At 69.4% G+C, this 22,644-nt stretch carries 24 protein-coding genes; 14 read left to right on the top strand and 10 right to left on the bottom strand.

Going from position 1 to position 22,644, the window contains the following annotated elements:
* The 9 genes from FMQ63_RS33080 to rpsN all read left to right on the top strand — a co-directional run.
* Positions 1 to 2,124, top strand: a 2,124-nt coding sequence (locus FMQ63_RS33080) for a site-specific recombinase (RefSeq protein ID WP_253764731.1), incomplete at its 5' end; no start/stop codon positions are given.
* 112 nt (positions 2,125 to 2,236) lie between these two features.
* On the top strand, positions 2,237 to 4,921 hold the full coding sequence (locus tag FMQ63_RS33075) for an RND family transporter (RefSeq protein WP_011556451.1): 2,685 nt from the start codon (positions 2,237 to 2,239) through the stop codon (positions 4,919 to 4,921).
* A gap of 69 nt (positions 4,922 to 4,990) precedes the next feature.
* Complete coding sequence (locus FMQ63_RS33070) at positions 4,991 to 5,587, top strand: MXAN_6521/LA_1396 family lipoprotein (protein ID WP_011556452.1); 597 nt, start codon at positions 4,991 to 4,993, stop codon at positions 5,585 to 5,587.
* An 11-nt stretch (positions 5,588 to 5,598) separates the two neighbouring features.
* The gene (locus tag FMQ63_RS33065; RefSeq protein WP_011556453.1) at positions 5,599 to 6,093 is read left to right on the top strand and encodes an MgtC/SapB family protein; all 495 of its coding nucleotides are present in this window, start codon (positions 5,599 to 5,601) and stop codon (positions 6,091 to 6,093) included.
* 162 nt (positions 6,094 to 6,255) lie between these two features.
* Entirely contained in the window at positions 6,256 to 6,420 is a 165-nt protein-coding gene (gene rpmG, locus FMQ63_RS33060; protein ID WP_011556454.1) for a 50S ribosomal protein L33, read from the top strand.
* Complete coding sequence (gene zigA, locus FMQ63_RS33055) at positions 6,417 to 7,664, top strand: zinc metallochaperone GTPase ZigA (RefSeq protein ID WP_011556455.1); 1,248 nt, start codon at positions 6,417 to 6,419, stop codon at positions 7,662 to 7,664. The genes rpmG and zigA overlap by 4 nt, the downstream gene beginning before the upstream one ends.
* Positions 7,664 to 8,296 carry a DUF1826 domain-containing protein gene (locus FMQ63_RS33050; protein ID WP_020477996.1) on the top strand — a complete coding sequence of 211 codons (633 nt, stop codon included), beginning with the start codon at positions 7,664 to 7,666 and terminating at the stop codon, positions 8,294 to 8,296. Before zigA ends, FMQ63_RS33050 begins: the two co-directional genes overlap by 1 nt.
* Before the next feature lie 11 nt (positions 8,297 to 8,307).
* On the top strand, positions 8,308 to 8,544 hold the full coding sequence (rpmB, locus tag FMQ63_RS33045) for a 50S ribosomal protein L28 (protein ID WP_011556457.1): 237 nt from the start codon (positions 8,308 to 8,310) through the stop codon (positions 8,542 to 8,544).
* Positions 8,545 to 8,737: 193 nt separating this feature from the next.
* Positions 8,738 to 9,043 carry a 30S ribosomal protein S14 gene (rpsN, locus tag FMQ63_RS33040; RefSeq protein WP_011556458.1) on the top strand — a complete coding sequence of 102 codons (306 nt, stop codon included), beginning with the start codon at positions 8,738 to 8,740 and terminating at the stop codon, positions 9,041 to 9,043.
* 21 nt (positions 9,044 to 9,064) lie between these two features.
* Here rpsN and FMQ63_RS33035 read toward each other — a convergent pair whose 3' ends face one another.
* The 7 genes from FMQ63_RS33035 to FMQ63_RS33005 form a co-directional block, all read right to left on the bottom strand.
* Positions 9,065 to 9,511: a hypothetical protein gene (locus FMQ63_RS33035; RefSeq protein WP_225909559.1), complete on the bottom strand. Its 447-nt coding sequence runs from the start codon at positions 9,509 to 9,511 to the stop codon at positions 9,065 to 9,067.
* 133 nt (positions 9,512 to 9,644) lie between these two features.
* Positions 9,645 to 11,498, bottom strand: a complete 1,854-nt coding sequence (gene ptsP / locus FMQ63_RS33030; RefSeq protein ID WP_011556460.1) for a phosphoenolpyruvate--protein phosphotransferase — start codon at positions 11,496 to 11,498, stop codon at positions 9,645 to 9,647.
* Positions 11,499 to 11,544: 46 nt separating this feature from the next.
* Positions 11,545 to 11,823, bottom strand: a complete 279-nt coding sequence (locus FMQ63_RS33025; protein WP_002633201.1) for an HPr family phosphocarrier protein — start codon at positions 11,821 to 11,823, stop codon at positions 11,545 to 11,547.
* 17 nt (positions 11,824 to 11,840) lie between these two features.
* Complete coding sequence (locus FMQ63_RS33020; RefSeq protein WP_011556462.1) at positions 11,841 to 12,608, bottom strand: PTS system mannose/fructose/sorbose family transporter subunit IID; 768 nt, start codon at positions 12,606 to 12,608, stop codon at positions 11,841 to 11,843.
* Complete coding sequence (locus tag FMQ63_RS33015; RefSeq protein ID WP_011556463.1) at positions 12,605 to 13,321, bottom strand: PTS sugar transporter subunit IIC; 717 nt, start codon at positions 13,319 to 13,321, stop codon at positions 12,605 to 12,607. Before FMQ63_RS33015 ends, FMQ63_RS33020 begins: the two co-directional genes overlap by 4 nt.
* A 4-nt stretch (positions 13,322 to 13,325) precedes the next feature.
* On the bottom strand, positions 13,326 to 13,811 hold the full coding sequence (locus tag FMQ63_RS33010) for a PTS sugar transporter subunit IIB (RefSeq protein WP_011556464.1): 486 nt from the start codon (positions 13,809 to 13,811) through the stop codon (positions 13,326 to 13,328).
* Between the two features lie 33 nt (positions 13,812 to 13,844).
* Positions 13,845 to 14,264 (bottom strand): PTS sugar transporter subunit IIA, encoded by a 420-nt coding sequence (locus FMQ63_RS33005; RefSeq protein ID WP_011556465.1) that lies wholly within the window; start codon positions 14,262 to 14,264, stop codon positions 13,845 to 13,847.
* A gap of 427 nt (positions 14,265 to 14,691) precedes the next feature.
* On the opposite strand from FMQ63_RS33005, the gene FMQ63_RS33000 reads away from it, so the two are divergent.
* Entirely contained in the window at positions 14,692 to 15,195 is a 504-nt protein-coding gene (locus FMQ63_RS33000; RefSeq protein ID WP_011556466.1) for a peroxiredoxin, read from the top strand.
* Between the two features lie 58 nt (positions 15,196 to 15,253).
* Here the strand turns inward: FMQ63_RS33000 and FMQ63_RS32995 are convergent, their stop codons facing one another.
* Positions 15,254 to 16,213 (bottom strand): hypothetical protein, encoded by a 960-nt coding sequence (locus tag FMQ63_RS32995; protein WP_225909560.1) that lies wholly within the window; start codon positions 16,211 to 16,213, stop codon positions 15,254 to 15,256.
* Positions 16,214 to 16,822: 609 nt separating this feature from the next.
* On the opposite strand from FMQ63_RS32995, the gene FMQ63_RS32990 reads away from it, so the two are divergent.
* Entirely contained in the window at positions 16,823 to 17,263 is a 441-nt protein-coding gene (locus tag FMQ63_RS32990; RefSeq protein WP_225909561.1) for a protease, read from the top strand.
* Between the two features lie 52 nt (positions 17,264 to 17,315).
* Here the strand turns inward: FMQ63_RS32990 and FMQ63_RS32985 are convergent, their stop codons facing one another.
* Both FMQ63_RS32985 and FMQ63_RS32980 read right to left on the bottom strand, forming a co-directional pair.
* On the bottom strand, positions 17,316 to 18,236 hold the full coding sequence (locus FMQ63_RS32985) for an NAD+ kinase (protein ID WP_141276884.1): 921 nt from the start codon (positions 18,234 to 18,236) through the stop codon (positions 17,316 to 17,318).
* 16 nt (positions 18,237 to 18,252) lie between these two features.
* A complete protein-coding gene (locus tag FMQ63_RS32980; protein WP_171452334.1) occupies positions 18,253 to 19,218 on the bottom strand; it encodes an SPFH domain-containing protein in 966 nt (321 codons plus the stop codon).
* Between the two features lie 344 nt (positions 19,219 to 19,562).
* On the opposite strand from FMQ63_RS32980, the gene FMQ63_RS32975 reads away from it, so the two are divergent.
* The 3 genes from FMQ63_RS32975 (at position 19,563) to FMQ63_RS32965 (ending at position 22,472) form a co-directional block, all read left to right on the top strand.
* Entirely contained in the window at positions 19,563 to 20,270 is a 708-nt protein-coding gene (locus FMQ63_RS32975) for a UDP-2,3-diacylglucosamine diphosphatase (protein ID WP_020478179.1), read from the top strand.
* Between the two features lie 184 nt (positions 20,271 to 20,454).
* The gene (locus tag FMQ63_RS32970) at positions 20,455 to 21,177 is read left to right on the top strand and encodes a DUF1629 domain-containing protein (RefSeq protein WP_011556474.1); all 723 of its coding nucleotides are present in this window, start codon (positions 20,455 to 20,457) and stop codon (positions 21,175 to 21,177) included.
* A 116-nt stretch (positions 21,178 to 21,293) separates the two neighbouring features.
* Complete coding sequence (locus tag FMQ63_RS32965) at positions 21,294 to 22,472, top strand: serine/threonine-protein kinase (RefSeq protein WP_011556475.1); 1,179 nt, start codon at positions 21,294 to 21,296, stop codon at positions 22,470 to 22,472.
* The last annotated feature ends 172 nt before the right edge of the window (positions 22,473 to 22,644 follow it).

Raw genomic sequence — 22,644 nt, 5'->3', positions numbered from 1 at the left:
CCCGTGCCGTCCCCCGCCCCCAGGCAGCAACCCTCCGCCCGCGAAGTGGACGCGTTCTGCATGCAGTACGCGCCCCGGGCGCCGGGCCACTCCGCCGTGCGGGATTTGTACCGGCTGCTGTGCGACGTGCCCGAGGGCGGCCTGGAGGACCGGCTCCAATGGGTGGAGCGCTGGATGCAGTGGCTGCGCGAGCGCATCCCCGCCCACGCGCTGGTGGACGCCTCCGAACCCGAGGTCTCCGCCGCCGACAGCCGGCTGGCCCTGATGGTGCGCGTGCTCGAAGGCGAGCCCGCCATGCGCGCCGCCCTCACGCGGCTGGTGGCCGCCGTGTTCGAGGGCAGCCGGGGCCTCAAGCTCTTCGCCCAGGTAGGGCTGCCCGCCGGACAGGGCTTCTTCGCGGAGGCGTCGGACCGGCTCGCCCGTTCGCTGCTGCCCGCCCCTCCGGAGCGCGGCAAGCTGTCGGAGCTGCTGCTGCGCCTGTGCCCGAACCCGGACGACGCGGATTGGCTGGCACGGCTGTCCCCCGCACGGCTCGCGCAGCTCGCGGCGCTGGTCGGCGAACCCGCGTCGCCAGAGCCCATGCCCGCCGCCCGCGTGCGCGCGGATTTGATGGACGCGCTGCTGCTGCTGGCGGTGCAGGTGGCGGCCCTGGGCATCGCCGAGGACGTGCGCGACCGCAGCCCGGAGACGTCCTTCCGCGCCTCGCCCTTCCTGCGGATGCGGCTGGTCTGTGACGCGGTCCTGGCGCGCGACGCGGCGGCGGACACGCTGCGGGATTTATCGCAATGCGTGGCCGACTGCCGCCAGGTGGTGGCCAGCGTGTCACGCCACCTGGAGGACTCGGGCGTCAGCGTGGACCTGGTGTACCGGCTGGAGCGCATCCGCCGGGGCCTGGAGCGCATGGAGGCCATTGCCCGAGTGCTGGGGGCCCCTCGAGGCGAAGCGCGCTGGCGCGAGGCCATGACGCTGGTGTCGGACCTGCTGCGGCGCGCGCACGCGGACCGCTCCGTGGTGGAGCTGGTGAAGCGCAACATGCGGATGCTGGCGCGCAAAATCATCGAACGCGCGGGGCACTCCGGCGAGCACTACATCACCAGCACTCGCGAGGGCTTCCACGCGATGGTGCACTCCGCGGCGGGCGGCGGGCTGGTGACGGCGATCGCGGTGGTCACCAAGACGTTCCTGTCGGGCCTGATGCTGGCGCCCTTCTTCTCCTTCCTGGCCGTGGGCCTCAACTACGCCCTGGCCTTCCTCCTCATCCAAGCGCTGGGCTTCACCCTGGCCACCAAGCAGCCGTCCGTGACGGCGGCCACGCTGGCGGGCGCGGTGGGGGAAGGTGCCCGGGGGCAGCGGCTGGCGAGCCTGGTGGAGCTCATCCCGCGAATCACCCGTTCCCAGTTGGCGGCCTTCATGGGCAACCTGGGCGTGGTGGCCCCGACGGCCATCGTGTTCGCGCTGGGGTACGAGTTCATCACCGGCCACACCTTCATGAGCCCGGCCAAGGCCCAGGCCACGTTGGCCTCGCTGCATCCGTGGAAGAGCGGCACGTTGATATTCGCCGCCATCACGGGCGTTTTTCTGTGGATGAGCAGCGTGGCGGGCGGTTGGCTGGAGAACTTCGTGGTGTACCGGCGGCTGCCCGAGGCGCTGGCCCACCACCGCGTGCTGCGGCGGCTTCTGGGGGAGGCCCGCGCCCGGCGCCTGGCGGATACCTTCCAGCACGCGGCATCTGGCCTGGGGGCCAACGTGACACTGGGCTTCCTGCTGGTCCTGGGACCGTTGGTGGGCGGCTTCTTCGGGCTGGGGCTGGACGTGCGCCACGTCACCTTCGTGCTCGGCTTGATTTCCCTGGCGGGCACGGCGATGGGGCCCGGCGCGGTGCTCCAGCCGGAGTTCCTGGCCGCGCTGGCGGGCATGGCCTTCACCGGCCTCATCAACTTCGGGGTGTCCTTCTCGCTGGCGCTGGGGGTGGCCGTCCGCGCCCGCGACGTCCCGGCCCGCGAGGCCCTGCCCTTCCTGCGCGCCGTGCTCTCGCACCTGGTGAAGCACCCGCGCTCGTTCCTTTTACCTCCCAAGGAACCGGAAAACGACGTGCTGCGGGTCTCCGCGCCGCCCGCCCACTGAGGGCGGGCTCTGGGGCGCCCCGCCATGACGCGGGCGTCCGTGGCAGGGCAGCGACCGGGCGGCCGGGCTTTGCCTTTCGGGTCAGGGCGTTTGCCAGTAGGGTCGCCGCCGCATGAGCGGCGATAGAAATCCGAACTCCCACTCCCGTTTCGCCCACGCCTTTGCCGGACTGCTGGTCCGCAGGCCCGGGGCGGTCCTCCTGGTGATGCTGGCCCTGCTGGCCGTGTCGCTGTGGGGGACGTCGAAGCTTCACATCAACTCCAACCAGCTCGACCTCATCTCCCAGGACCTGGAAGAGGTGAAGGACGTCAAGCAGGTCATCGACATGGTGGGCGGCAGCGGCTTCCTCATGGTCGCCCTGCGCTCGGAGGACGAGGCCGCGCTCAAGCGCACCGCCGACGATCTCGCGAAAATCATGCAGGACGACAAGGAGAACGTCCGCAACGTCTCCTACAAGCTGCCCGTCGAGTTCATCCAGCAGAACATGGTCCTCTTCGTGAAGACGGAGGACCTGGTCGAGGGCAAGCGCCGCATCATGGCGTTCCTGCGCGACAAGCTGAAGCGCAGCAACCCGTTCTTCATCGACCTGGGCGGCTCCAAGCCCGTCGAGCTCGACATGCAGGACCTGGTCGACAAGTACTCTTCCATTGGCAAGAAGAGCATCCGCGACGACTACAACATCTCCAACGACAAGAAGATGTTGATGCTGCTCGTCAAGCCGATGTGGGACAACACCGAAATCGGCAAGACGAAGGACTATCTCGAGCGGCTCAAGGGCCAGATTGACGCGTACTCCGCGCAGCCGGGCAAGGTGAAGCTGGTGGAGGACTACAAGCTGATGGGTGATGGGAAGACCATCGCCTACGGCTTCACCGGTTCCTACAAGACGACGGTGGATGACTCCTTCGCGATTGAAGAGTCGCTGGAGCCGGTGACGCTCATCGCCCTGGGCTCCATCTTCCTCATCACCATCATCTTCTTCCGCAAGCTGGCGCCGACCTTCCTGGTCGTCATCGGCACGGTGGTGGGCACGATTTATACGCTCGGGTTCACCTACGCGACGGTGGGCGAGCTGAACATGATTACGTCCATCCTGGGCGGCATCCTGCTCGGCTTCGGCATCGACTACGGCATCCACTTCGTCTTCCGCACGCGGCTGGAGTTGGGCGCGGGCAAGCCGTACGACGTGGCCATCCGGGACGCGGTGATGAACGCGGGCCGTCCGGCCGCGGTGGCCGCGGTGGTGACGGCGGGCTCCTTCTTCGTGCTGATGGTCAGCGAGTTCCGCGGCTTCAGCCAGTTCGGCTTCCTGGCCGGCATGGGCACGCTCATCCTGGGCCTGACGCTGTTCTGCTGGAGCGCGGCCATCCTGGCGCTGGCCGGCCGCATCAACCCGGAGCTGCCCCAGAAGCTCATCGGCGTGATGAAGCCGCCGCCCACCAACTCCGCCACCACCGGCAAGGAGCTGCGCATCCCCAAGCCGAAGATGGTGCTGGGCATCAGCACGGCCATCGTCGCGCTCATCTGCGCCGCCGCGGTGCCCTGGGCCGGTTCGGAGGAGCCGCCCAAGGGCGTGGAGCTGGGCTTCTTCGAGCGCCTCAAGTACGGCGTGAGCTTCAACTACAACACCCGCGCGCTCATCCCCGACGGCATGTCGTCCGTGCTGCTCCAGGACGAAATCAACGAGCGCTTCAACATCTCCAGCGACCCGATGGCCATCTACACCAAGGACCTGGACGAGGCCGAAGGTGTGTACCGGGAGCTGACGCAGAACGCGCACAAGTACCCCTCCATCGACCAGGTGGTGAGCATCTTCACCTTCGTGCCCCCGGCGGAGACGGCCGCGGCCAACGCCAAGGTGCTGGAGGAGTGGAAGGCGGAGATGCAGCAGTTGGAGGACGAGGGCTTCTCCGTCGCCGCGCTGCCGCCGGAGATGCAGGCCAACGCGGACTTCTTCAAGAAGGTGCTGGACGCCAAGCCCTTCGACGTCCACGGCGTCCCGGCCAACTACACCGCGCAGTTCCGCAACCTGCCCTCCGCGAAGCCGGAGAACCACGGCTACCTCACGTACATCTACGCGAGCGTGGACCTGATGGACGGCCAGAAGATGCTGAAGTTCTCCGACGAGACGAAGGTCATCAAGGCCGCGTACACGCCGGGCAAGTTCGACCAGGACGCGTGGGACCCCAAGGCCCCCACGGTGGAGAAGGAGTTCCGCGCCGCGGGCGCCACGCAGCTCTACGCGCGGCTGGCGCGCATCGTCCTCTGGGACGGCAAGGTCACCGTGGTGCTCACCGCGATCTGGATTCTGGCCATGCACTTCCTGGACTTCCGCAACGTGAAGCTGGCGCTGGCGTCCGTGATTCCGCTCGGCGTGGGCGTGGCGATGATGCTGGGCATCATGGCGCTGACGGGGCTGCGCCTGAACTTCATGAACATCATCATCCTGCCCATCCTCCTGGGCTTCGGGGTGAGTCACGGCCTCTACCTGCTCCATCGCTTCCTGGAGGGCACATCCCCCCTGGTGGCCCTGCGCAGCGTGGGCGCGGCCGTCGCGTCCTCCACGCTCACTGCCGTGGTGGCCTTCGCGGCGCTGCTGGCCGCGGCCCACAACGGCCTGCGCTCCATGGGTCTGGTAGCGTGCATTGGCCTCATCACCACGCTGGTGGTGTCCTTCACGGTGCTGGCCGCGGTGATGCAGCTCATGTACGACCGGCGTCAGCGCGAGTCGGGCGCGTCCTCCGGTGAGGGCGGCTCGACTGGCGGTGGCAAGGACTCCGAGCCGAAGGCGGCCTGAGCCGTCTGGCCCGGGCATGCACCTGAAGGAGGCCCCCTTCCCGCGGAAGGGGGCCGGGAGAGGGACATCATGATGAAGCGACTGTTGCCCGTGCTCGGGCTGGGCCTGCTGTCCGGATGCTCCGCGGTGAAGAATCAGCGGCTGCGCAGTGACTACGACACGGTGGACAAGCACCAGGTGAAGCGACTGGTGGTGGTGACGCAGCCGCTGCCCGACGGCAAGGTCGCCGTGGGCGAGCTGTGGAGCCTCATCGCCCGCCAGTGGGTGAACCAGAACCGCGACTTCCTGGTGAAGGAGAGCGCGGCGCTGCCCGACGTGCCCACGGACGCCACGTTCAAGACGCTGTGCGTGGAGGGGCTGGAGGGCGTGCTCTGGCTGTCTCCCCAGATTCAGCTCCGGGGCAGCGGCGCGGAGGCCGCGGTGAGCGCGAAGCTGGTGCGCTGCCGCGACGGTGAAGAGGTCTGGTCCGCCGACGCCGCCGGGAGCTGGAACTCCAAGGACGAGGACTACGAGCAGCGCGTGGGTCAGTACGTCCAGGAGCTGGGTGAAGAAGTGGCGCCCTACGTGGTGCCATCCAGCAAGCTGCTGACGGCCACGCTGGCCACCTTGCCCAATCCCGAACTGAGCGAAGCGGACAAGGACGAGAAAATCGAGCTGGGTGAGTAGGCTCCCCGTTCGTGGATGAGCAGATTGTCGCGCTGAGATTGGCCCTGGCCGCCCTGCTGGGGGGCGTGCTGGGCCTGGAGCGTGAGGTGCGCGGCCAGGCGGCCGGGCTGCGCACCCACATCCTCGTCTCCCTGGGCGCGTGCTGCTTCACGCTGGCCAGCGTCTTCATCGAAGTGGCGTTGGGCCCTGACACCCCAGAGGGTACCCGGGGTGACATCAGCCGCATCGCCAGCCAGGTGGTGGTGGGCATCGGCTTCCTGGGCGCGGGCGTCATCCTGCGCCACAACGGCCAGGTGAAGGGCCTGACGACGGCGGCCAACCTCTGGCTCACCGCGTCCGTGGGCCTGGCCGCCGGCCTGGGCTTCTACTTCGCCGCCGTCACCACCATGACCATTGCCCTGCTGTGCCTGGCGGGCCTGCGTCCCCTGGAGCGCGCCATCAGGCGTTACCGGAAGCGGCGCAGCGCGACTCGCGCCCCGGACGTGGACGAAGACGCCGAGGCTTAGCAGCGCGCGCTCCCCGGACGTCCAGCCCGCGCAGTTGCTTGCGCCACAAACGCAACTCAGATACAACAGCACCCAACACATCAACACCGCCGTCCCGACGTGACTCCGCGGCAGCGCATCGCCGCGCCGTGCCCTGTCATGTCCGCGAGGCTGGAGCCCACCATGCCCAAGGGAAACCGCACCATCATCCATCTCGTGTCGTCGGCGGGGACTGGCTACGTCTACACAACGACGAAGAACAAGCGGAAGTCGCAGGAGAAGCTCCAGCTCAGGAAGTACGACCCGCGCGTGCGCAAGCATGTGCTGTTCGTGGAGGGCAAGCCATGACGGCGCCCGCGGCCACGGCCCGGCTGCCGGTGACGGTGCTCTCCGGCTTCCTGGGGGCGGGCAAGACGACGCTGCTCAACCACATCCTCCAGAACCGGGAGGGCCTGCGGGTGGCGGTCATCGTCAACGACATGAGCGAGGTGAACATCGACGGCCGGCTGGTGAAGACGGGCGGCGGCGCGCTGAGCCGCGTGGACGAGAAGCTGGTGGAGCTGTCCAACGGCTGCATCTGCTGCACGCTGCGCGAGGACCTGCTGCTGGAGGTCTCCCGGCTCGCCCGGGAAGGCCGCTTCGACTACCTGCTCATCGAATCCACCGGCATCTCCGAACCGCTGCCCGTCGCGGAGACGTTCACCTTCACGGACGAGCAGGGCCAAGGACTGTCGGACGTCGCGCGGCTGGACACGCTCGTCACGGTGGTGGACGCCCTCAACTTCCTGCGGGACTGGAGCGCCGCAGATGACCTCGCCACGCGCGGACTGGCCGCGGCGGACGAGGACGAGCGCACCGTGGTGGACCTGCTGGTGGAGCAGGTGGAGTTCGCGGACGTGCTCGTCCTCAACAAGACGGACCTCGTCCCGGCGGAGGAGCTGGCCCGGCTGAAGGACATCCTGCGCAAGCTCAACCCGGACGCGCACCTCGTTACCTCCGAACGGGGCCGCGTGCCACCCTCCGCCGTGCTCAACACGGGCCGCTTCGACTTCGAACGCGCACGGCGCGCCCCGGGCTGGCTCAAGGAGCTGCGGGGCGAACACACCCCGGAGACGGAGACCTACGGCATCCGCAGCTTCGTCTTCCGCGGCCGCGTGCCCTTCCACCCCGCGCGGCTGTGGGACTTCATCCACGAGAGCTGGAAGGGCGTGCTGCGCTCCAAGGGCTTCTTCTGGCTCGCCACGCGGATGGACATCGCGGGTGTCTGGGCCCAGGCGGGCGGCGCCTGCAGCTTCGAGCCCGGCGGCGTGTGGTGGGACGCGATGCCCCGCGCCGAGTGGCCGGAGGATGCGCAGGCGCGCGCCGACATCGAGCGCGAGTGCGTGGGCCCACACGGCGACCGGCGGCAGGAAATCGTCTTCATCACCCAGGACGCGGACCACGAGGAGATGGCCCGGCTGCTGGAGGCCTGTCTGCTCACGCCAGAGGAGCTGGCGCGCGGACCCCAACACTGGGCGCGGCTGGAAGACCCATTCCCCGAATGGCAGGTGCAGCGGACGGACGCACCCGACGAGGACGAGGAGCACGCCTGATGCAGCCTGCCCTCCGCGCCCTCGCTCCGCCCGCCCATGCCTTCGTATGGACGCCCGAGGCGCTCGCGGGCATCTACCGCGAGGACCTCAACCTCTGCGTGTGGCGCCGGGGCCTGGACACGCCGCTGGCGCACTGGCTCAGCGACGTGGCGGCCACCCGCGAGCTGGACGTCATCGCCCGCGTACGGGGCGACGCGCCAGATTTGCGGCGCCGGTTGGATGGGCTGCCCCAGGGGCCCCCGTTCGAGGCCTGGCTCACGGACGTGCACTTCCTGCTGCACCTCTACGCGGACCTGTTCGGCGCGGCGGAGCTGGGCGTACGCCTTCACATCCTGGCCAGCGACATGTGCCCGCGCTTCCACGTGGACCGCGTAGGCGTCCGGCTGCTCTGCACCTACGCGGGGCCGGCCACCGAATGGCTGGAGAACGCGCACGTCGCGCGCGGCGCATTGGGCGCCTCGGGTGACGTCACGCGGCCCGGCGCGCCCGTCCACGCGCTGGAGCGCTTCGACGTGGCGCTCCTCAAGGGCGAGTCCTGGCCCGGCAATCAGGGCAACGGCGCCGTGCACCGCTCCCCCGCCATCGCCAGCAGTGGCCGGCGGCGGCTCTTTCTCTCCATCGAAGCACTCTAGAGGACCCCACCATGTCGAAGGTCTGTCAGGTCACCGGGAAACGGCCGCTCGTCGGCAACACCGTCTCCCACGCCAACAACCGGCACAAGCGGCGCTCGCTGCCGAACCTCCAGTGGCACCGCTTCTGGGTGCCCAGCATGAACCGCTTCGTGAAGCTGCGGGTGAGCACGCACGGCATCCGCATCATCAACCAGCGCGGCATCGACCGCGTGGTGCGGGAGCTGCTCGCGGAGGGAGTGAAGCTCTGATGCGCCGCCGCGATGGACGCCCCACCCGGCCGCTCCGCCTTCGGGCCGCAGCGCGGCACCGGCTTCATGGCCGTGAGTTCGCGCCCCCGCTGCTCGTCGACGTCGGGGCGGACGACGCGGACGAATCCCCGGCGCCGCCGTCCCACCTGAACGTCGTCCGTCCCCCGCCCCCCTGAGCAAGAAAGACACAGCCATGGCGAAGAAGAGCAAGGTCGCGCGCAATGCGCAGCGCAAGGCCCTGGTCGCGAAGTACGCGAAGCGCCGCGCGGCGCTGAAGGCGCGCATCCGCGACCGCACCCTGTCCTATGAAGAAAGGCGCGCGGCGCAGGACGCGCTGGCGTCACTGCCCCGCGACTCGAACCCCAACCGCGTGACGAACCGCTGCGCGCTGACGGGAAGGCCTCGGGGCAATCTGAGGCGCTTCGGCCTGTCTCGCATCGCGTTCCGTGAGAAGGCGCTCCGGGGAGAGATTCCCGGCGTCATCAAGTCGAGCTGGTGAGCAACACCGCGGCGGGGGCGCTCAGTGGCGCGTGTACCGCCGCGCATCCGCGGAAGGCGCCTCGCGACGAGGCGCCGCTTCTCCCTCCCCGCTGGCCCACTGCTGCATGCCGGAGGACTCCCGCGCCGGAGACGATACCTGGGCCTCTTCGTCGGTGTCGTCGTCCGCCCAACCCAGTCCGCCCGTCAAATCGTGCTGGAGCGGCAGGCCCGCCGTGGTGGAGGTCCGCCGCGCGGGTGCCAGGGCCTCCGGCTTGAGGTCCGGCAGGTGAGACAACTCCTCACGCAGGTAGACGTCCTCCCCGTCGATGTCCGCCACATCCGAGAAGGACAGCCGGCAGTCGCGCATGAAGAGGCGCCCCCTGCCGATAAAGAAACCCGCCGCGTCCGCGGCGATGATGGTGCCCACCTTCTCACCGTCCCGGTCTCTCGCGGTCATACCCATCTGGATGTTGGCGGGATTGAACATGCTTGCTCCTGGGGCGAGCCCCTGTGCTCGTCCCGGCAAGTTGCACACGACGGCTCGCATCCGGAATCCCCTTCGGGTCCGGTAGCCATGTTGGCAAGCCACCGCCGTCCGCCCCGCCCTCACGGGCGCGGGGTCAGGCCGTGTTCCGCCCCGAGGGCGAAGCCCCATGCTCGGAGGGCTCGTGGTCCGCGGGCTCCGCGTTGCCGACTCCCGGCGCGCCCGGCTCCATCGTCTCACTGAAGCGGCGGTCCATCTCCGTGCGCACGTAGCGCTCGATTTCCTCCGCCGTGGTCAGCTCCATGGCGTTCTGCAGCAACTCCATGGCGTCCACGCGGCTCACCCGGCGCAGGAAGCGCTTCACCACCGGAATCTGCCCCGACGTCATGGACAGCTCGTCGAAGCCCAGCGCCAGCAGCACCAGCGTGTAGAGCGGATCTCCCGCCATTTCCCCACACATGGACACGGGGATGTTGGCCGCCCGGCCCGCGTCGATGATGCCGCGCAGTTGCCGGAGCACGGACAGGTGGAGAGGCCGGTAGAGGTAGGCGACCTCACGGTTCTGGCGGTCGATGGCCAGCGAGTACTGGATGAGGTCGTTGGTCCCCACCGAGAAGAAGTCCGCCTCCTGGGCCAGCCGGTCGGCGATGGTGGCCGCGCTGGGCGTCTCCACCATGATGCCCACGGGGAAGCGCTTGCCCACGGGGACACCCGCGCGGCCCAGCTCCGTGCGGCAGGCCTCCAGCTCGCTGCGGGCCTCACGCAGCTCACTCACCCCGCAGATGAGGGGGAACATCAGCCGCAAGTTGCCGTGCACGCTGGCGCGCAACAGGGCGCGCAACTGCGTGCGGAACAGCTCCCGGTTGGACAGGCAGTACCGGATGGCCCGCAGGCCCATGGCCGGATTGGGTTCCTTCTCGTGCTTCGTCTTGCCCGGCACCTTGTCGCCGCCCAAATCCAACGTGCGGATGGTGACGGGGCGCCCGCCCATGGCCTCCAACACCTGGCGGTAGGCGCGGTAGTGCTCCTCCTCGGTGGGCGCCGTCTTCCGGTCCAGGAACATGAACTCGGTGCGGTACAGGCCAATGCCCTCCGCGCCGTGCGCCAGCAGCGAGGGGATTTCCTCCAGGAATTCGATGTTGCCGTTGAGGCGAATCTGGAAGCCGTCGGTGCTGACGGCGGGCAGGTCCTTGGTCGCCAGGGCCAGCCGCTCGCTCTCCTGGTAGCGGCGCTGCTCCTCGCGGAAGACGGCGAGCTGCTCGTCCGAGGGGTTCACCAGCACCACGCCCCGGATGCCATCCATGGCCACCAGGTCGCCCGGCGAAATCTGTTCGCTGGCCCGCCCGGCGCCCACCACCGCGGGCGTCTCCCGCGCGCGGGCGACAATGGCGGTGTGGCTCGTCTGGCCGCCCAGGTCCGTCACGAAGCCGCCCACCCGGCCGCTGCGCGCCATCAGCGCCGCGTCCGCCGGAGACAAGTCATGCGCGACGACGATGGCCTCCGCGGGGACTTCCACTTCCTCATCCACCACCTGCCCCATCAGGTTGCGGATGATTCGGTCCGCGACGTAGTCCACGTCCGAGCGGCGCTCGCGGAAGTACTCGTCGGGGATGTTGTCGAACAGGTGCTTGATTTTGCGCGCCACGCGCCGGACGGCCCACTCGGCGTTGATGCGGTCCTCGATGATGAGCCGGTTCACCTCGTCCACGAGCATGGGGTCGTGGAGCATCAACCGGTGCGCCTCGAGGATGAGGGCGTGGTCGCTGCCCTCGGTGCGCGTAATCTGTTCTTTCAGCTCGGCGAGCTGGCGGTCGGACAGGTCAATGGCTGTCTTCATCCGCATCCGCTCGGGCTCGACCTCCGCCTCCGCCAGCCGCAGCTTGGGTGTGCGGATGCGTTTGCGGTCCAGGATGAAGGCGTGCCCCACCGCCACGCCGGGAGAGGCGCCGATGCCCAACAACCTCAGAGTGGGGGTGGCCTGGCTGCTCACGGTTCCTTCCAATCCTGTTCGTCTACCGCGTTTTCCGACCAACCCTTCACTGCGCCTCGCCGAAACGGTCACCAATGAGCTTCGCCAGCTCCTGGAGACAGGCATCCGCGTCGTCGCCCTTGCAGGTGAGCTTCACCTGGGTGCCCTGGGCGGCGGCGAGCATCAGCACGCCCATGATGGATTTGGCATTGGCCCGCTGTCCCTGGGCTTCGATGGTGACCTCGCTCTTGAACCGGTTGGCCACCTTGACCATCTGCGCCGCGGCCCGGGCGTGCAGCCCCAGCGCGTTGATGATCTCGTATGTCCCTTCGACCACGCTTGCCATCGCGACTCCCACTCTCCTTAGAGGAATGCTCCCGCCACGCAGGCCAGGCCCGCCGCGACATAGAGCACCACGTAGTTCGGCACCCGACGGCTGACCAGCACGTAGGACGCCACCCCCAGGGCCAGGCATCCGGCCGCCAGCAGGGGCGCATACAGCCCACCCGCGTTGGCCCCGAATGACACCGCGAGCCAGGCGGCCACACCGCCCGCGCTCGCCGCCGCCACCGCCCGCAGCCGGGCCCCCCGCGCGGGGAGGTTGGCGCGAGCCACTGCTTCCACCAGCCTGTCGCCCAGCGTCAGGCCCAGCCAGTACAGGCGCACCCGCAGCAGCAGGTGCACCAGATTGTAGAGCACCAGGAACAGCGGCACCGCCCACACGCCCAGCAGCGGAACCAGCGCGGCGCTCACCGCCCCCGTCGCGGGCTTGAGGGACAGCCAGAAGAAGCCGTCCCCCAGCGCGGCCAGGGGCCCCATGAGCGCGGCCTTGAAGGCCACCACCTTGTCCGGCGTCTCCTCCCCCCGGGCAATGCGCTCCTCGTGGTTGATGACGCCGCCGACAATCGCCGCCGCGACGTAGGGGTGCGTGTTGAAGAAGACGAGATGCCGGCGCACCGCCTCCTCGCGCGCGGGCCCCTGTGGGTACAGCGCCTCCAGCGCGGGATAGACGGCGTAGGCCAGCCCCAGGTTCTGCATGCCCTTGGGGTTCCACGAGGCTTGGAGGAAGAGCGAGCGAAGGAAGACGCGCAGCAGCACGCCGAAGGGCAGCGCGGCCGGGGGCGCGCTCATCGGCCCTCCAGGAGGATGACGCACACGACCGACGCCGTCACCACCGCCGCGCCCAGCCCCGCGAAGAGCGGCGCGCGCCGCGCGTGGCTGCCCTGCGCCGCGATGGCCGCCGCCACGGACGCCATGGCCGGCCAGGCCCACGCCAGCCCGCGCACCACCACGGGGGGCAGCGCCTGGAGCAGCGGTTCGATGAAGAAGCCCAGCAGCGCGCAGAGCGCGGTGAGCGAGCCGTACACGGCGAAGTGGGGCCACATGCCCCACAGGTTCTGCCGCATGGCGCGGGTGATGTTCCCCGCCTCCGCGGAGGCCAGCGCCACCCGGGCCAGCCGCGCCGTGTAGCCCTCCAGCAGCCGGTCACCCTTGCGGCCCACGCGTCCCAGGCCGATGAAGAGCAGCACGGCGAGCGACCAGATGGCCGGCGTGGAGCCCGCGCCCGTGGCCGCGGACAACGTGGCCGCGGCGGCGCTGGTGCCGGTGGCCGCCAGGGTGTCGTTCTCCGGCAGCGCGGCCCCCAGGTTGGCGGTGCCCAGGAAGAACAGCTCCAGGAGCATGCCAATGGCCAGACCCGATGCCACGTCATCAAGCAGTGCGCCCATGACCGTGGCGGCGACCAGGGGCCGGGACATCATGGCCTGGAGGAACGCCTTGCGTTCCAATGCCACCAGTCCGCCCCACAGTCCCGCAAGCGCCACCTGGGTCCAGACGACGCTCACGCGCTCACCCGGCCTTCGCCCACCGCTCGCGGAGGTCCGGCAGGTCCACGGGCTTCTCGGCGGGCACCGCGCGGGCCGCCACCCGGACGCCCTGGTCGGCCAACTGCTGGAGCGTCGTCAGCTCGGCCTCTGCCAGGAAGACGGACGGGGAGACCTGCCTGCGGCCGGTGCCGAAGTGGACGTTGCCCAGATTCAGCTCATCCATGGCCAGCCCGTGCGCATGCGCGAAGGGCACCGAGGCGACATCCCTCAGCAACACCAGGGTGCGCACACCGTCCTTGGACAGGGCGGCGAAGTCCACCTGGGACAGGGGCAGAATCTGCACCTCGATGGCGCTCTGGACGGCCAGGGCCATGGCGGCGCGGATGAGAGGGCTGGAAGCCGCCTCGTCATCCGCCACGACCACCCGGGAGACTTTGAGGAACGGGAGCCAGGCCTCGACGACCTGACCATGGATGAGGCGGTTGTCGACGCGGACCAGGGTGATCACGGCAGTCTCGAATCGCCGACCCGCGCGGGTCCGTCAAGTTCGCGGCTGCTGTGCCTCGCGAAGCAGGGCGGATGCGCAGGTGATGTTGCGCTGGCCGTGGGAAGCCAGCTGGTTGGCCATCTCCGGTAGCGACAACTGCTCCGAACGGAGCGAGTTCGCCTTCAGCAGCATGGGCAGGTTGACGCCAGCAAGGACCTCCACATTCATTCGCTGACACATCATCAGCGACTCCTTACAGGGCGTACCTCCGAAGAGGTCGGCCAGGATGATGACACCCGCACCCTCATCCACGCGGGCGATTGCTTGCTTCATCTTCGCCCGGATGTCCTCGACAGGAGTCCCAGGCTCGATGTTACAGGCTGCCACCGCGGGAAGCTCTCCCACGATCTGCTCCGCGGTGGAGACCAGCTCCTCCGCCAGACGTCCGTGCGCTGCGACGACGAGGCCGACCATGTCCGCTCCTGACCAACCCCCCGAAGCTGCGTCCTACGCCTGAACCGTGCGGCGCGCAACTCCGGCGAAAGTTTCCGCCCTGACCTCTGACCTAAGCTGCCTCTTCCCGCCTCGAAAGCTAAGACGACCACAGCGATGGTGCCCGAAATTTCGGGTCCGGCCGCGCACAGGGCTGTCGCCTGCCGGACGGGGGAGCGACACCGCTTCCCCACACTTTATGAGATGCGCTGGCAACTTCCAGGGTGCGTCGCGAAGGACGCCCATCATTAGGCGCCGTATCAACCGCTCGAGAGGCAAGCAGGCATCCAGAGGTCGTCTTTGACGCCCGTTTCAGCACGGCGGATTACTTGTGGGGATGCGGCGGGCCAGATGGGATGAGCCCGGCGTTGAACGCACCGGCCAGACTCCGGGGCGACGCGAGGACGTCATGGCCAAGACGAAGCTGCTGAAGCAAGGCGATGCGGTACCGGACATCACCCTCACCGGCGCAGGTGGGCAATCGGTGCGGCTGCGAGACCTGGTGGGTCAGAAGGTATTGGTCGTCTACTTCTATCCGAAGGACGACTCGCCCGGTTGCACGGCGCAGGCCTGTGGACTGAGGGACCAGTACGAGGACTTCGTCGCCGCGGGCGCGGAGGTGGTGGGCATCAGCGGTGATTCGGTGGGCTCGCACGAGGGCTTCGCGGCGAAGCACCGGCTGCCCTTCAAGCTGCTCAGCGACGCGCGCGGCGAGGCGCGTGAGGCCTTCGGCGTGTCCTCGTCGTTCCTGGGCCTGCTGCCCGGACGGGTGACCTTCGTGGTGGACCGTTCGGGCATCGTCCGCGACAGCTTCGAGTCGCAGATTCGCGTCGGCGAGCACGTACGGCGCGCGCTCGAGTTGGTGCGCGCGCTGGCGCAGGAAGGTGGCGCGCCGGCCTCCGCCGCGAAGTAGCGGGCGGAGGGGCACGCGAGGTGGCTCCGGGCCCCAGTGCCCCGGAGCACCGCCGCGGCTAGCGCTGCAGGACGGTCGGAATCTCCGCGAGCGGCGGGAAGCCCCAGCGCGCGCGCTCCTCGTCCGTGACGTTGGGGTCCACCGGGTGGAGCGTCATCTCCTTCGATTCCGGGTTGAAGCGGTACTGGGTGCCGAAGCGCTGCGGAAGGTTGGCGTTCATCAGCCAGCGGTCCCAGGCCGCCGCGGCCAGCCACAGGCCGCGGGGGTGGCCCCGCTTCGCGGCCTCCGCGCCCATCTGCCTTGCCATGGCGTAGTCCTCCGGCGTGTTGCCGTGCTGGAAGATGAACCCCGCGGACAGGAAGTCCGCGCCTTCCTTCAACGCGCCTTCGGCCAGCAGGGCCTTCACGCGCTCGCGCCGCTGCGCATCCCGCTCGGCGACCCGCTTCCACGCGTCCACCCCATCGAGCGGCCTCTGACGGTCACTCTGGTCCTCCACGAAGAGCGTCTTCAGCTCTGAACTCGAGGTGGGATGGGGGTCCGGGAGCGTGGTGATGCGCTCCACCTGCGCGAGGTACACCGGCTCCTCGCGCAGCGGCTCCAGGTCCGAGTCCTGCATCAACCACCCCACGTCCCGGAAGCCCAACTCCACGGATTGGGACAACCTGCGCAGCGCGACGTCCTTCCGTCCGAGCCGGGCCGCCGAACACGCCGCGGAGTACGCGGCGTTCGGGTCCCGATTCCCCGCGTCCAGGGCCTCTTCATAGAGCGCCAGCGCTTCCGCGAACTTCTCTTCTCGCGACAACGCGTCCGCCTTGCGTACCTGCATCCAGCCGGGCATCGGCGCGGCGGGCGGCTCCATGTGGGGCAGCCCCGCGGCGGGCGTGGGTGTCGCGGGGGCTTCAGCGGGCGGCGTGGCCGCGGGGGCCTCGGCGGGCGGCGCGGATTCGGGAGCGGAGGCCGGCGCATGGGCACACGCCGCCATCAGCAAGCAGACAAGGGAGGAGATGAGCGTTCGCATGGCCCGCATCCTAGGGGGCCCGCACGGCGCTCCGATACGCTTCGTACGGGTGCCAGCACCGCACGCGTGAATCCCACGCGCGGACGGACGCGGCTGACCGCGTGCGTCACCACGTGATTTCACTTGGGCGAAAGCGCCGGCGCTCCCAGAGGGATGGACGCGGGAAGCACGTCTCCGCCGTGCGAGGACGCGCGTTGGCCCAGGCCTTGCTCAATGTCTTTCTGTCTCGCGATACACGCGAGGCGGAAGGAGCGCCGTCATGATGTTCCCCGATGAGAACTTTTTCGACGAAGTGGTGCTCAACATGGGCCTGCTGATAGCCCTGAAGGTGGTGGGCGTGGTGATGCTGCTCGTCACCTATGCCCACCCGTCGTGATGTGGCGGCACACCGCTTCCGTGCGCAGGGATTGCGCCGCGGAGGACGGCCACGGCTTCGTCACGCAGAACACCGGGCTGCGCGCGTTCCGGGCGCGTTATCGTGGGCCCATGTTCAACTCTTCCGGTAGGCGGTGGGGCATCGCGGCGCTGTCCCTGGGAATGCTGGGCAGCGCGTGCGCGGCGCGGCAGGACGCCGCGCCATCCGCTGAAGCGGCTCAGGAGACCCCGGCCATGGCAACGACCTTGACGTGCACGCTGAGCGGCCCGGCGCGGGTGCGCGCGGGCGAACCCGTGGAGCTGGTGTTCGAGCTCAGCAATCCCACGGTGCAATCCCTGCGCGTGCTCGGCTGGCACACGCCGCTGGAGGGCGTACGCAACAAAATCTTCGACGTGTCCCGTGACGGTGACTCGCTCGAGTACCGGGGGCCCATGGCGAAGCGCGGGCCGCCCACGGCCGACAGCTACGTCGCCCTCTCCCCCGGCACGTCCGTCGAAGGCAGGGTGGACATCGCTCGCTTCTATGACTTGCAGGCGCCGGGAACGTACCGCATCGCGTTCCGGGGCCCGCTGATGGACGTCGCCCGGGAAGGCGAACCGGTGCCCGCTCCGAATGGCGGATTCCGCCCGGCGGAAGTGCCGTGCCCCGTGGTGGAGGTCACCGTCACGCCCTGACGGCCAGGACACGAGCCTCGCGCGGACCGCGCTTCCGCGCGGGGGCGCGCCGTCAGCCCGCCACCAACATGGCGCGCTGCCGCGCGGGGCGGATGCGAGCGGTGGCACCCGCGCCGAAGCGGAGGAAGTCCTCCTCCACGCCGTCGCTGAAGATGACGCCCTCCGACGCCATTCGCGACTCCAGCACCAGCTCGCGCTCCTCCGTCACGTCGCCCATCACCAGACTGGCGCCCGAGTGACGGCTGGCGAAGGGTTCGCGCACCACGAAAATCAGCTGCGGGTCCTCCCAGCCCAGGCGCACGGGCGCGCACGGCACCCCACCCGCGTGGGCCGTCACGCCTCGCGCCAGGTTGAAGATGGAGGACAGCCACCCGGTGGCGCCCGCACCCGTGGACACCACCACGCCGCTGGAGGACTGGGACTCCTCCTGGTCCCCGGTGCGCAGCCGGTAGCGCGCGGACACGTGGGAGCGCGCCCCGATGAACAAGTCATTGAAGGCCAGCAGCCGCTGCCCGTCATCCAGCCGCGCCTCCGCCAACGTCACGCGCTTGAAGGCCGCCTTGCCCTCCAACACGCGCCGCACCGCCCCGCGCGCCCCCGAAACCGAATGGGGCAACAGCACGCCGTCGAAGCGCTCCGGGTCCGGATTCACGCCCACCAGCGGCTGCTCCCCCACGTACTTCGCCACGTTCGCCACCAGCCCGTCCTGCCCCGCGACGACCACCACCTCCTTGCCGGTGAAGAGGAAGGTGGGCACCACGCTCCGGTCCACCTGCTGCACCGGCAGCCCGAAGGACAGCGACTCCCGCAGCGAGTCCACGTTGCACCGGTAGGTTTCGTCCTCGCGGGTGAACTCATCGAAGTCCTGCCCCGCGTGCTCCACGTAGAACTTCGCCTGCTTCTTGGTGTTGAAGCGCTCCACCAGGCCCGCCATGCGCGTGCGGCGGGTGACGAGCACGATTTTCTCGTACATGGTCCCCTCCCCGGCCTCAGCGCTCGCGGCCCGCCGCGCCCACCAGCGAGTGCAGGAGGTCCGGCGACACGTTCAGCTCGCCGATGCGCTGCGCGTTCTCCGCCATCTCCCGGAAGGCCAGGGCGATGTTGAGCGCCGGGTCCCCGCCACTGGCCGACGTGGCCATCAGCGTCTTCCAGTCCACCCCGCGCACGGGGGCCAGCGTCTTCTCCAGCGCGTACGCGCGGGCATCCGCGGCCTGCCGCTCGTTGTCGCTCCAGCGCGTCATCAACTCGGCGCGCTGCTCCTCCACGGCGATGTCCGCGGCCATCTTCGCCTCGCGAATCTGCCGCTGCCGCGCCTCCACCGCCAACTCCGTGGCCAGCTCGCTCTCCTTGATGCGCCGCTCCTGCTCCACCGCGGCGTTGCGGCGCGCGTAGATGGCTTCATCCGCGTTGCGTTGCAGCGCCTCGCGCGCCTCGGCCTCCAGCGCCCGCGCCATCTCCGGCGCCGGCTTCACCGACAGCAGCGAGAAGGCCATGACCTCCACCCCCAGCGCCTTCACCGGCTCCGCCACGGCCAGGGCCGCGAGCACCTGCTGCTCGATGGCGTCCGAGCGCACCAGCACCTCGCGCAGCGTCAGCCCCTGCACCACCGAGCGCGCCCGCACCTGCGCAACCTGCACCAGCCGCTCCTCGAGCTTCTCCGGGTCGTCCGAGTGGTAGCGCCCCGTGGGGCCCAAGGAGTAGTCCAGCAACGATGCAAGCCGGCGCGGGTCGGTGACGCGCCACGTGAGCTGCCCTTGCAGCGTCACCGCCTGGAAGTCCCGTGTGACTTCGTTGAAGACGAAGGGCACGTCCGCGCTGGACAGCGGCACCGACACCAGCGTCGCCGACGGCTTCCAGTAGAAGAACGAGAGCCCCGCCCCCTCCCGGACCACCTTTCCCGCCTCGAACTGCATCACGTACGTCGTCGGTGCCGCCTTCATGTAGCCGATGACCATGGGCCCTCCGCCCCTCTTCGTGTCTTCAAGACACATAGTTAGTGTCCAATGGACACGAATTCAAGTCAATGTGCGGAAGCGCGAGGTGCGGACCCGCGGATGTCCGGTGCCGAATCACGGTTCATCCGCGCGGCGACACAAAGCACACAGGTCTCATGGACGAATGCGCCGGTCGTGCGCAGGGTGGCGGGAGCCCCGGATCTGGCGCCAGTGATGCCGGGCCAAGAGGAAAGGTGCATCGTGGCGACACACGAATGGCATCCGGTTGCAGCGAGATTTTCGCGCACCGACCATTCCGCCGCCGCACGCAGTCCCTACCTTTCCGGGGCACTTTGGGAGAGCGCATGCGGATCGCGGTGATTTCGGACCTACATCTCGGGCGGCGTGATGCCGCCGACCACTTCGGGCACGACGACTCCGGCTTCCTGCGGTTCCTCCGTTTCTTGGAAGGCAACTTCGAGCGCATCGTGCTGCTCGGGGACATCTTCGAAACGCTCACCCCGCGCACGCCAGGGCGGAAGGTGGCCGAGCTGCTGGCGGCCCGCGCGGCGCACCCGGAAATCGTCCGGCGCTTCGAGCTGCCGCGCTACCACTACATCCACGGCAACCACGACCTGGTGGCGGGCACCGTGCTGGGGGCGCCCGACCAGATGATTCTGGAGGCGGACGGCGTGCGGATGCTGTTCACCCACGGACACCACCACGACTGGATGATTCGCAAGGCGCGCCTGCTGTCGGAGGCGGCGGTGTGGGCCGGGGCGTGGCTGCGGCGGATGCGGATGCGGGCGATGTTCCGCTGGTTCCAGGCGCTGGACTTGAAAATCACCAACGCGCTGCCGGACCCGGCGCGGTGCACCTTCCAGCGCTGGGCCATGGCGCGGGCCAACGCGCATCACGCGGACGTCGTCGTCACCGGCCACACCCACCTGGGCCTGCGGGTGGAGCACGGCAGCAAGCTGTTCCTCAACAGCGGCACGTGCTCGGAGGGGCAGTTCTCCTTCCTCAGCCTGGACACCCGGGCCGCGAGCTACTCGCTGCACACCACCTGGTAGCCGCGGGACCGCGGGCGGGCAGGAAGGCGGCAGGGAGCCCGGTCCGCCGCTTCTTCCTCCCCCATACCGCGGGCAAGGGAAGTAACATTGGCGAATGTTCAGGCGGCTCACCGAGGCGCTCCGCGTCCTGACGCGACGCTCCCCGATAAGCGGCCCCGGCCCCACGCCGGGTGCCCCCCGGCAGATGCTCCTCTCAGACGTGGCCGCTGACGGGCGGCCCCGGACGAAGAAGCCGGCCGCGCGCCGCTCACCGCCACGCACCACCCGGCTGGCGCGCTACTTCGACCTCCACGACGACTTCCGCATCCCCGGCCGGCCCGAGCTGAGCGACCCGGTGGCGGTGGATGTCCGCCGGAAGCTGGACTCCGTCTGGCTCTTCACCTCCGGCGCCCGGGTGCGGAGCGTGGGCAAGCTGCGCCTGGCGGTGACGCCGCCCGGACTGCCGCTGGACTTCTCGCTCGCGGGCGCGGGGCTCACCCCCGTCGTCTCCGCGCGGGTGGCCTCTGTCTTCCGGGAGCTGGCCCCCGATGACGTGCAGTTGCTGCCCGTGGAGGTGGAGGACCGCGACGAGCCCCACTTCATCCTCGTCGCCACCCGGCTGGTGCGCTGCATCGACGACCGGGCCTGCGAGGAGGTCATCCACTACACCGCCGAGGACGGACTCCCCGAGCGCGTGGGGCACTACCGCAACGTCCGCGGACTCCGGGTCGATCCCACGAAGACGAACGGCGCCCGGGTGTTCCGCACCTGGGGCTGGCCGGTGAGCCTCATCGTGTCCGAGGGCATCAAGGAGGCCCTGGAGCATGCCGGCATCGCCGGCGCGCGCTTCGCCGAGGTGACGAAGCCGCCGCGCAAGCCCCGCCGGAAGAAGACAGCCGCCAAGAAGTCCCGGCCCAAGCGCCGCTGAGCCCACGCCGCCTCCAGCCCCGCGGTTGCAACAGAGTTGCCACCTGGCTGGAAACTTGTGGGGTAGGGGCACTGACAATATCTTCCTCGTTTTCCAGCAAATACCTGGGGACGACGTTGGACAACGAGGACAGCTCTTTCGGTAAGTACCGGCTTGTCCAGCAGCTGGCGACCGGTGGGATGGCCCAGCTCTATCTGGCCTCCATCGACGGCCCCGACGGGTTCTCCAAGTCCTGCGTCATCAAGCGCGTCCTGCCGGAGTACGCCAGCCTGGAGTCGTTCAGCCGCATGTTCGCGGACGAGGCGAAGGTCGCCGCGCTGCTGACGCACCCGAACATCGTGCAGGTCTTCGACTTCGGGCGGGTGGACGGCCAGTACTACCTGGCCATGGAGTGGATTCAGGGCCACTCGTTGGACCGGCTGCTGCGGCAGGCCCTCCGGAGCGGCCGGGTGGTAGGGACTCGCGTGGCGGTGGACGTGGGGCTCGCGGTGGCGGACGCGCTCGCGTACGCGCACGCGAAGACGCTGCCGGATGGAACGCCCCTCATGCTGGTGCACCGCGACGTCACGCCGGGCAACGTGCTGGTGTCGCGCGACGGCATCATCAAGCTGGCGGACTTCGGCATCGTGAAGAGCGCCGTCAACGCGGAGCGCACCGTCGCCGGGGTGGTGAAGGGCAAGTACCCGTACATGTCCCCGGAGCAGATCACCAGCCAGGAGCTGGACCACCGCTCCGACCTGTATTCGCTGGGCATCGTGCTCTACGAGGCCGCCACCGGGCGCCGCCTGTTCAAGCGCGACACGCTGGAGGCCACCATCATGGCCGCGTCCCAGGCGAACGTGCCGCCGCCGTCCGAGGGGACGCCCGACTTCCCCGCGGAGCTGGAGCGCATCATCCTCCGGCTGCTGCAGAAGGCTCCCTCCGCGCGATACCAGAGCGCCCGGGAGCTGCGCGACGACCTGGAGCGCTTCCGCGCCGCCCAGCAGTGGGCGTCTGGAACGCATGAGATGGCGGCGCTCGTCGCCGAGCTGTTTCCCCCCAGCATCACGGGCCAGCCGCCCACCGCGCTGCCCGCCTCCAGCACCTCCCATGGCAGCAACTCCGCCACGGGCCGGACGCCCCCCCCCAGCGCCGAGCCCGAGCGAGAGCTGAGCAGCACCTCCGCGGCAACGCGGGCGCATGGCGCCGTGGAGGTGCCGCTCGACACGAGCGCCCAAGGATTTCCGTGGGGAATCGCCCTGGCCGCGGGCTGCGCGGCCCTGGGCACAGCGCTGTTCTGGTTACTGGCCCCTTGAGCGGCTGCCGCCCGGCGCTGACGGCGCGGCAACGAGACCCTGATGAAACAGAAGACGTGGATTGCCGTCATCATCCTGGGCACGCTCGCCGCCAACGCGGTGGCCTACCGCGTGGTGCGAAGCCGACGCGACAGCGCCCCCGAGGCCACGCCGGGCGCCATCACCCACACGC

The sequence above is a fragment of the Myxococcus sp. CA005 genome (assembly GCF_006518205.1).
Lineage (GTDB): Bacteria > Myxococcota > Myxococcia > Myxococcales > Myxococcaceae > Myxococcus > Myxococcus xanthus.
This window is presented reverse-complemented; position numbering and strand designations above follow the sequence as displayed.

What these genes read in the sequence shown, in the direction of transcription:
- FMQ63_RS33075 (WP_011556451.1), top strand. Translation starts at nt 2,237, where the DNA reads ATGAGCGGCGATAGAAATCCGAACTCCCACTCCCGTTTCGCCCACGCC.
- FMQ63_RS33070 (WP_011556452.1), top strand. Translation starts at nt 4,991, where the DNA reads ATGATGAAGCGACTGTTGCCCGTGCTCGGGCTGGGCCTGCTGTCCGGA.
- rpmG (WP_011556454.1), top strand. Translation starts at nt 6,256, where the DNA reads ATGCCCAAGGGAAACCGCACCATCATCCATCTCGTGTCGTCGGCGGGG.
- zigA (WP_011556455.1), top strand. Translation starts at nt 6,417, where the DNA reads ATGACGGCGCCCGCGGCCACGGCCCGGCTGCCGGTGACGGTGCTCTCC.
- FMQ63_RS33050 (WP_020477996.1), top strand. Translation starts at nt 7,664, where the DNA reads ATGCAGCCTGCCCTCCGCGCCCTCGCTCCGCCCGCCCATGCCTTCGTA.
- rpmB (WP_011556457.1), top strand. Translation starts at nt 8,308, where the DNA reads ATGTCGAAGGTCTGTCAGGTCACCGGGAAACGGCCGCTCGTCGGCAAC.
- rpsN (WP_011556458.1), top strand. Translation starts at nt 8,738, where the DNA reads ATGGCGAAGAAGAGCAAGGTCGCGCGCAATGCGCAGCGCAAGGCCCTG.
- FMQ63_RS33035 (WP_225909559.1), bottom strand. Translation starts at nt 9,511, where the DNA reads ATGTTCAATCCCGCCAACATCCAGATGGGTATGACCGCGAGAGACCGG.
- FMQ63_RS33025 (WP_002633201.1), bottom strand. Translation starts at nt 11,823, where the DNA reads ATGGCAAGCGTGGTCGAAGGGACATACGAGATCATCAACGCGCTGGGG.
- FMQ63_RS33020 (WP_011556462.1), bottom strand. Translation starts at nt 12,608, where the DNA reads ATGAGCGCGCCCCCGGCCGCGCTGCCCTTCGGCGTGCTGCTGCGCGTC.
- FMQ63_RS33005 (WP_011556465.1), bottom strand. Translation starts at nt 14,264, where the DNA reads ATGGTCGGCCTCGTCGTCGCAGCGCACGGACGTCTGGCGGAGGAGCTG.
- FMQ63_RS33000 (WP_011556466.1), top strand. Translation starts at nt 14,692, where the DNA reads ATGGCCAAGACGAAGCTGCTGAAGCAAGGCGATGCGGTACCGGACATC.
- FMQ63_RS32995 (WP_225909560.1), bottom strand. Translation starts at nt 16,213, where the DNA reads ATGCGAACGCTCATCTCCTCCCTTGTCTGCTTGCTGATGGCGGCGTGT.
- FMQ63_RS32990 (WP_225909561.1), top strand. Translation starts at nt 16,823, where the DNA reads ATGGCAACGACCTTGACGTGCACGCTGAGCGGCCCGGCGCGGGTGCGC.
- FMQ63_RS32985 (WP_141276884.1), bottom strand. Translation starts at nt 18,236, where the DNA reads ATGTACGAGAAAATCGTGCTCGTCACCCGCCGCACGCGCATGGCGGGC.
- FMQ63_RS32980 (WP_171452334.1), bottom strand. Translation starts at nt 19,218, where the DNA reads ATGGTCATCGGCTACATGAAGGCGGCACCGACGACGTACGTGATGCAG.
- FMQ63_RS32975 (WP_020478179.1), top strand. Translation starts at nt 19,563, where the DNA reads ATGCGGATCGCGGTGATTTCGGACCTACATCTCGGGCGGCGTGATGCC.
- FMQ63_RS32970 (WP_011556474.1), top strand. Translation starts at nt 20,455, where the DNA reads ATGCTCCTCTCAGACGTGGCCGCTGACGGGCGGCCCCGGACGAAGAAG.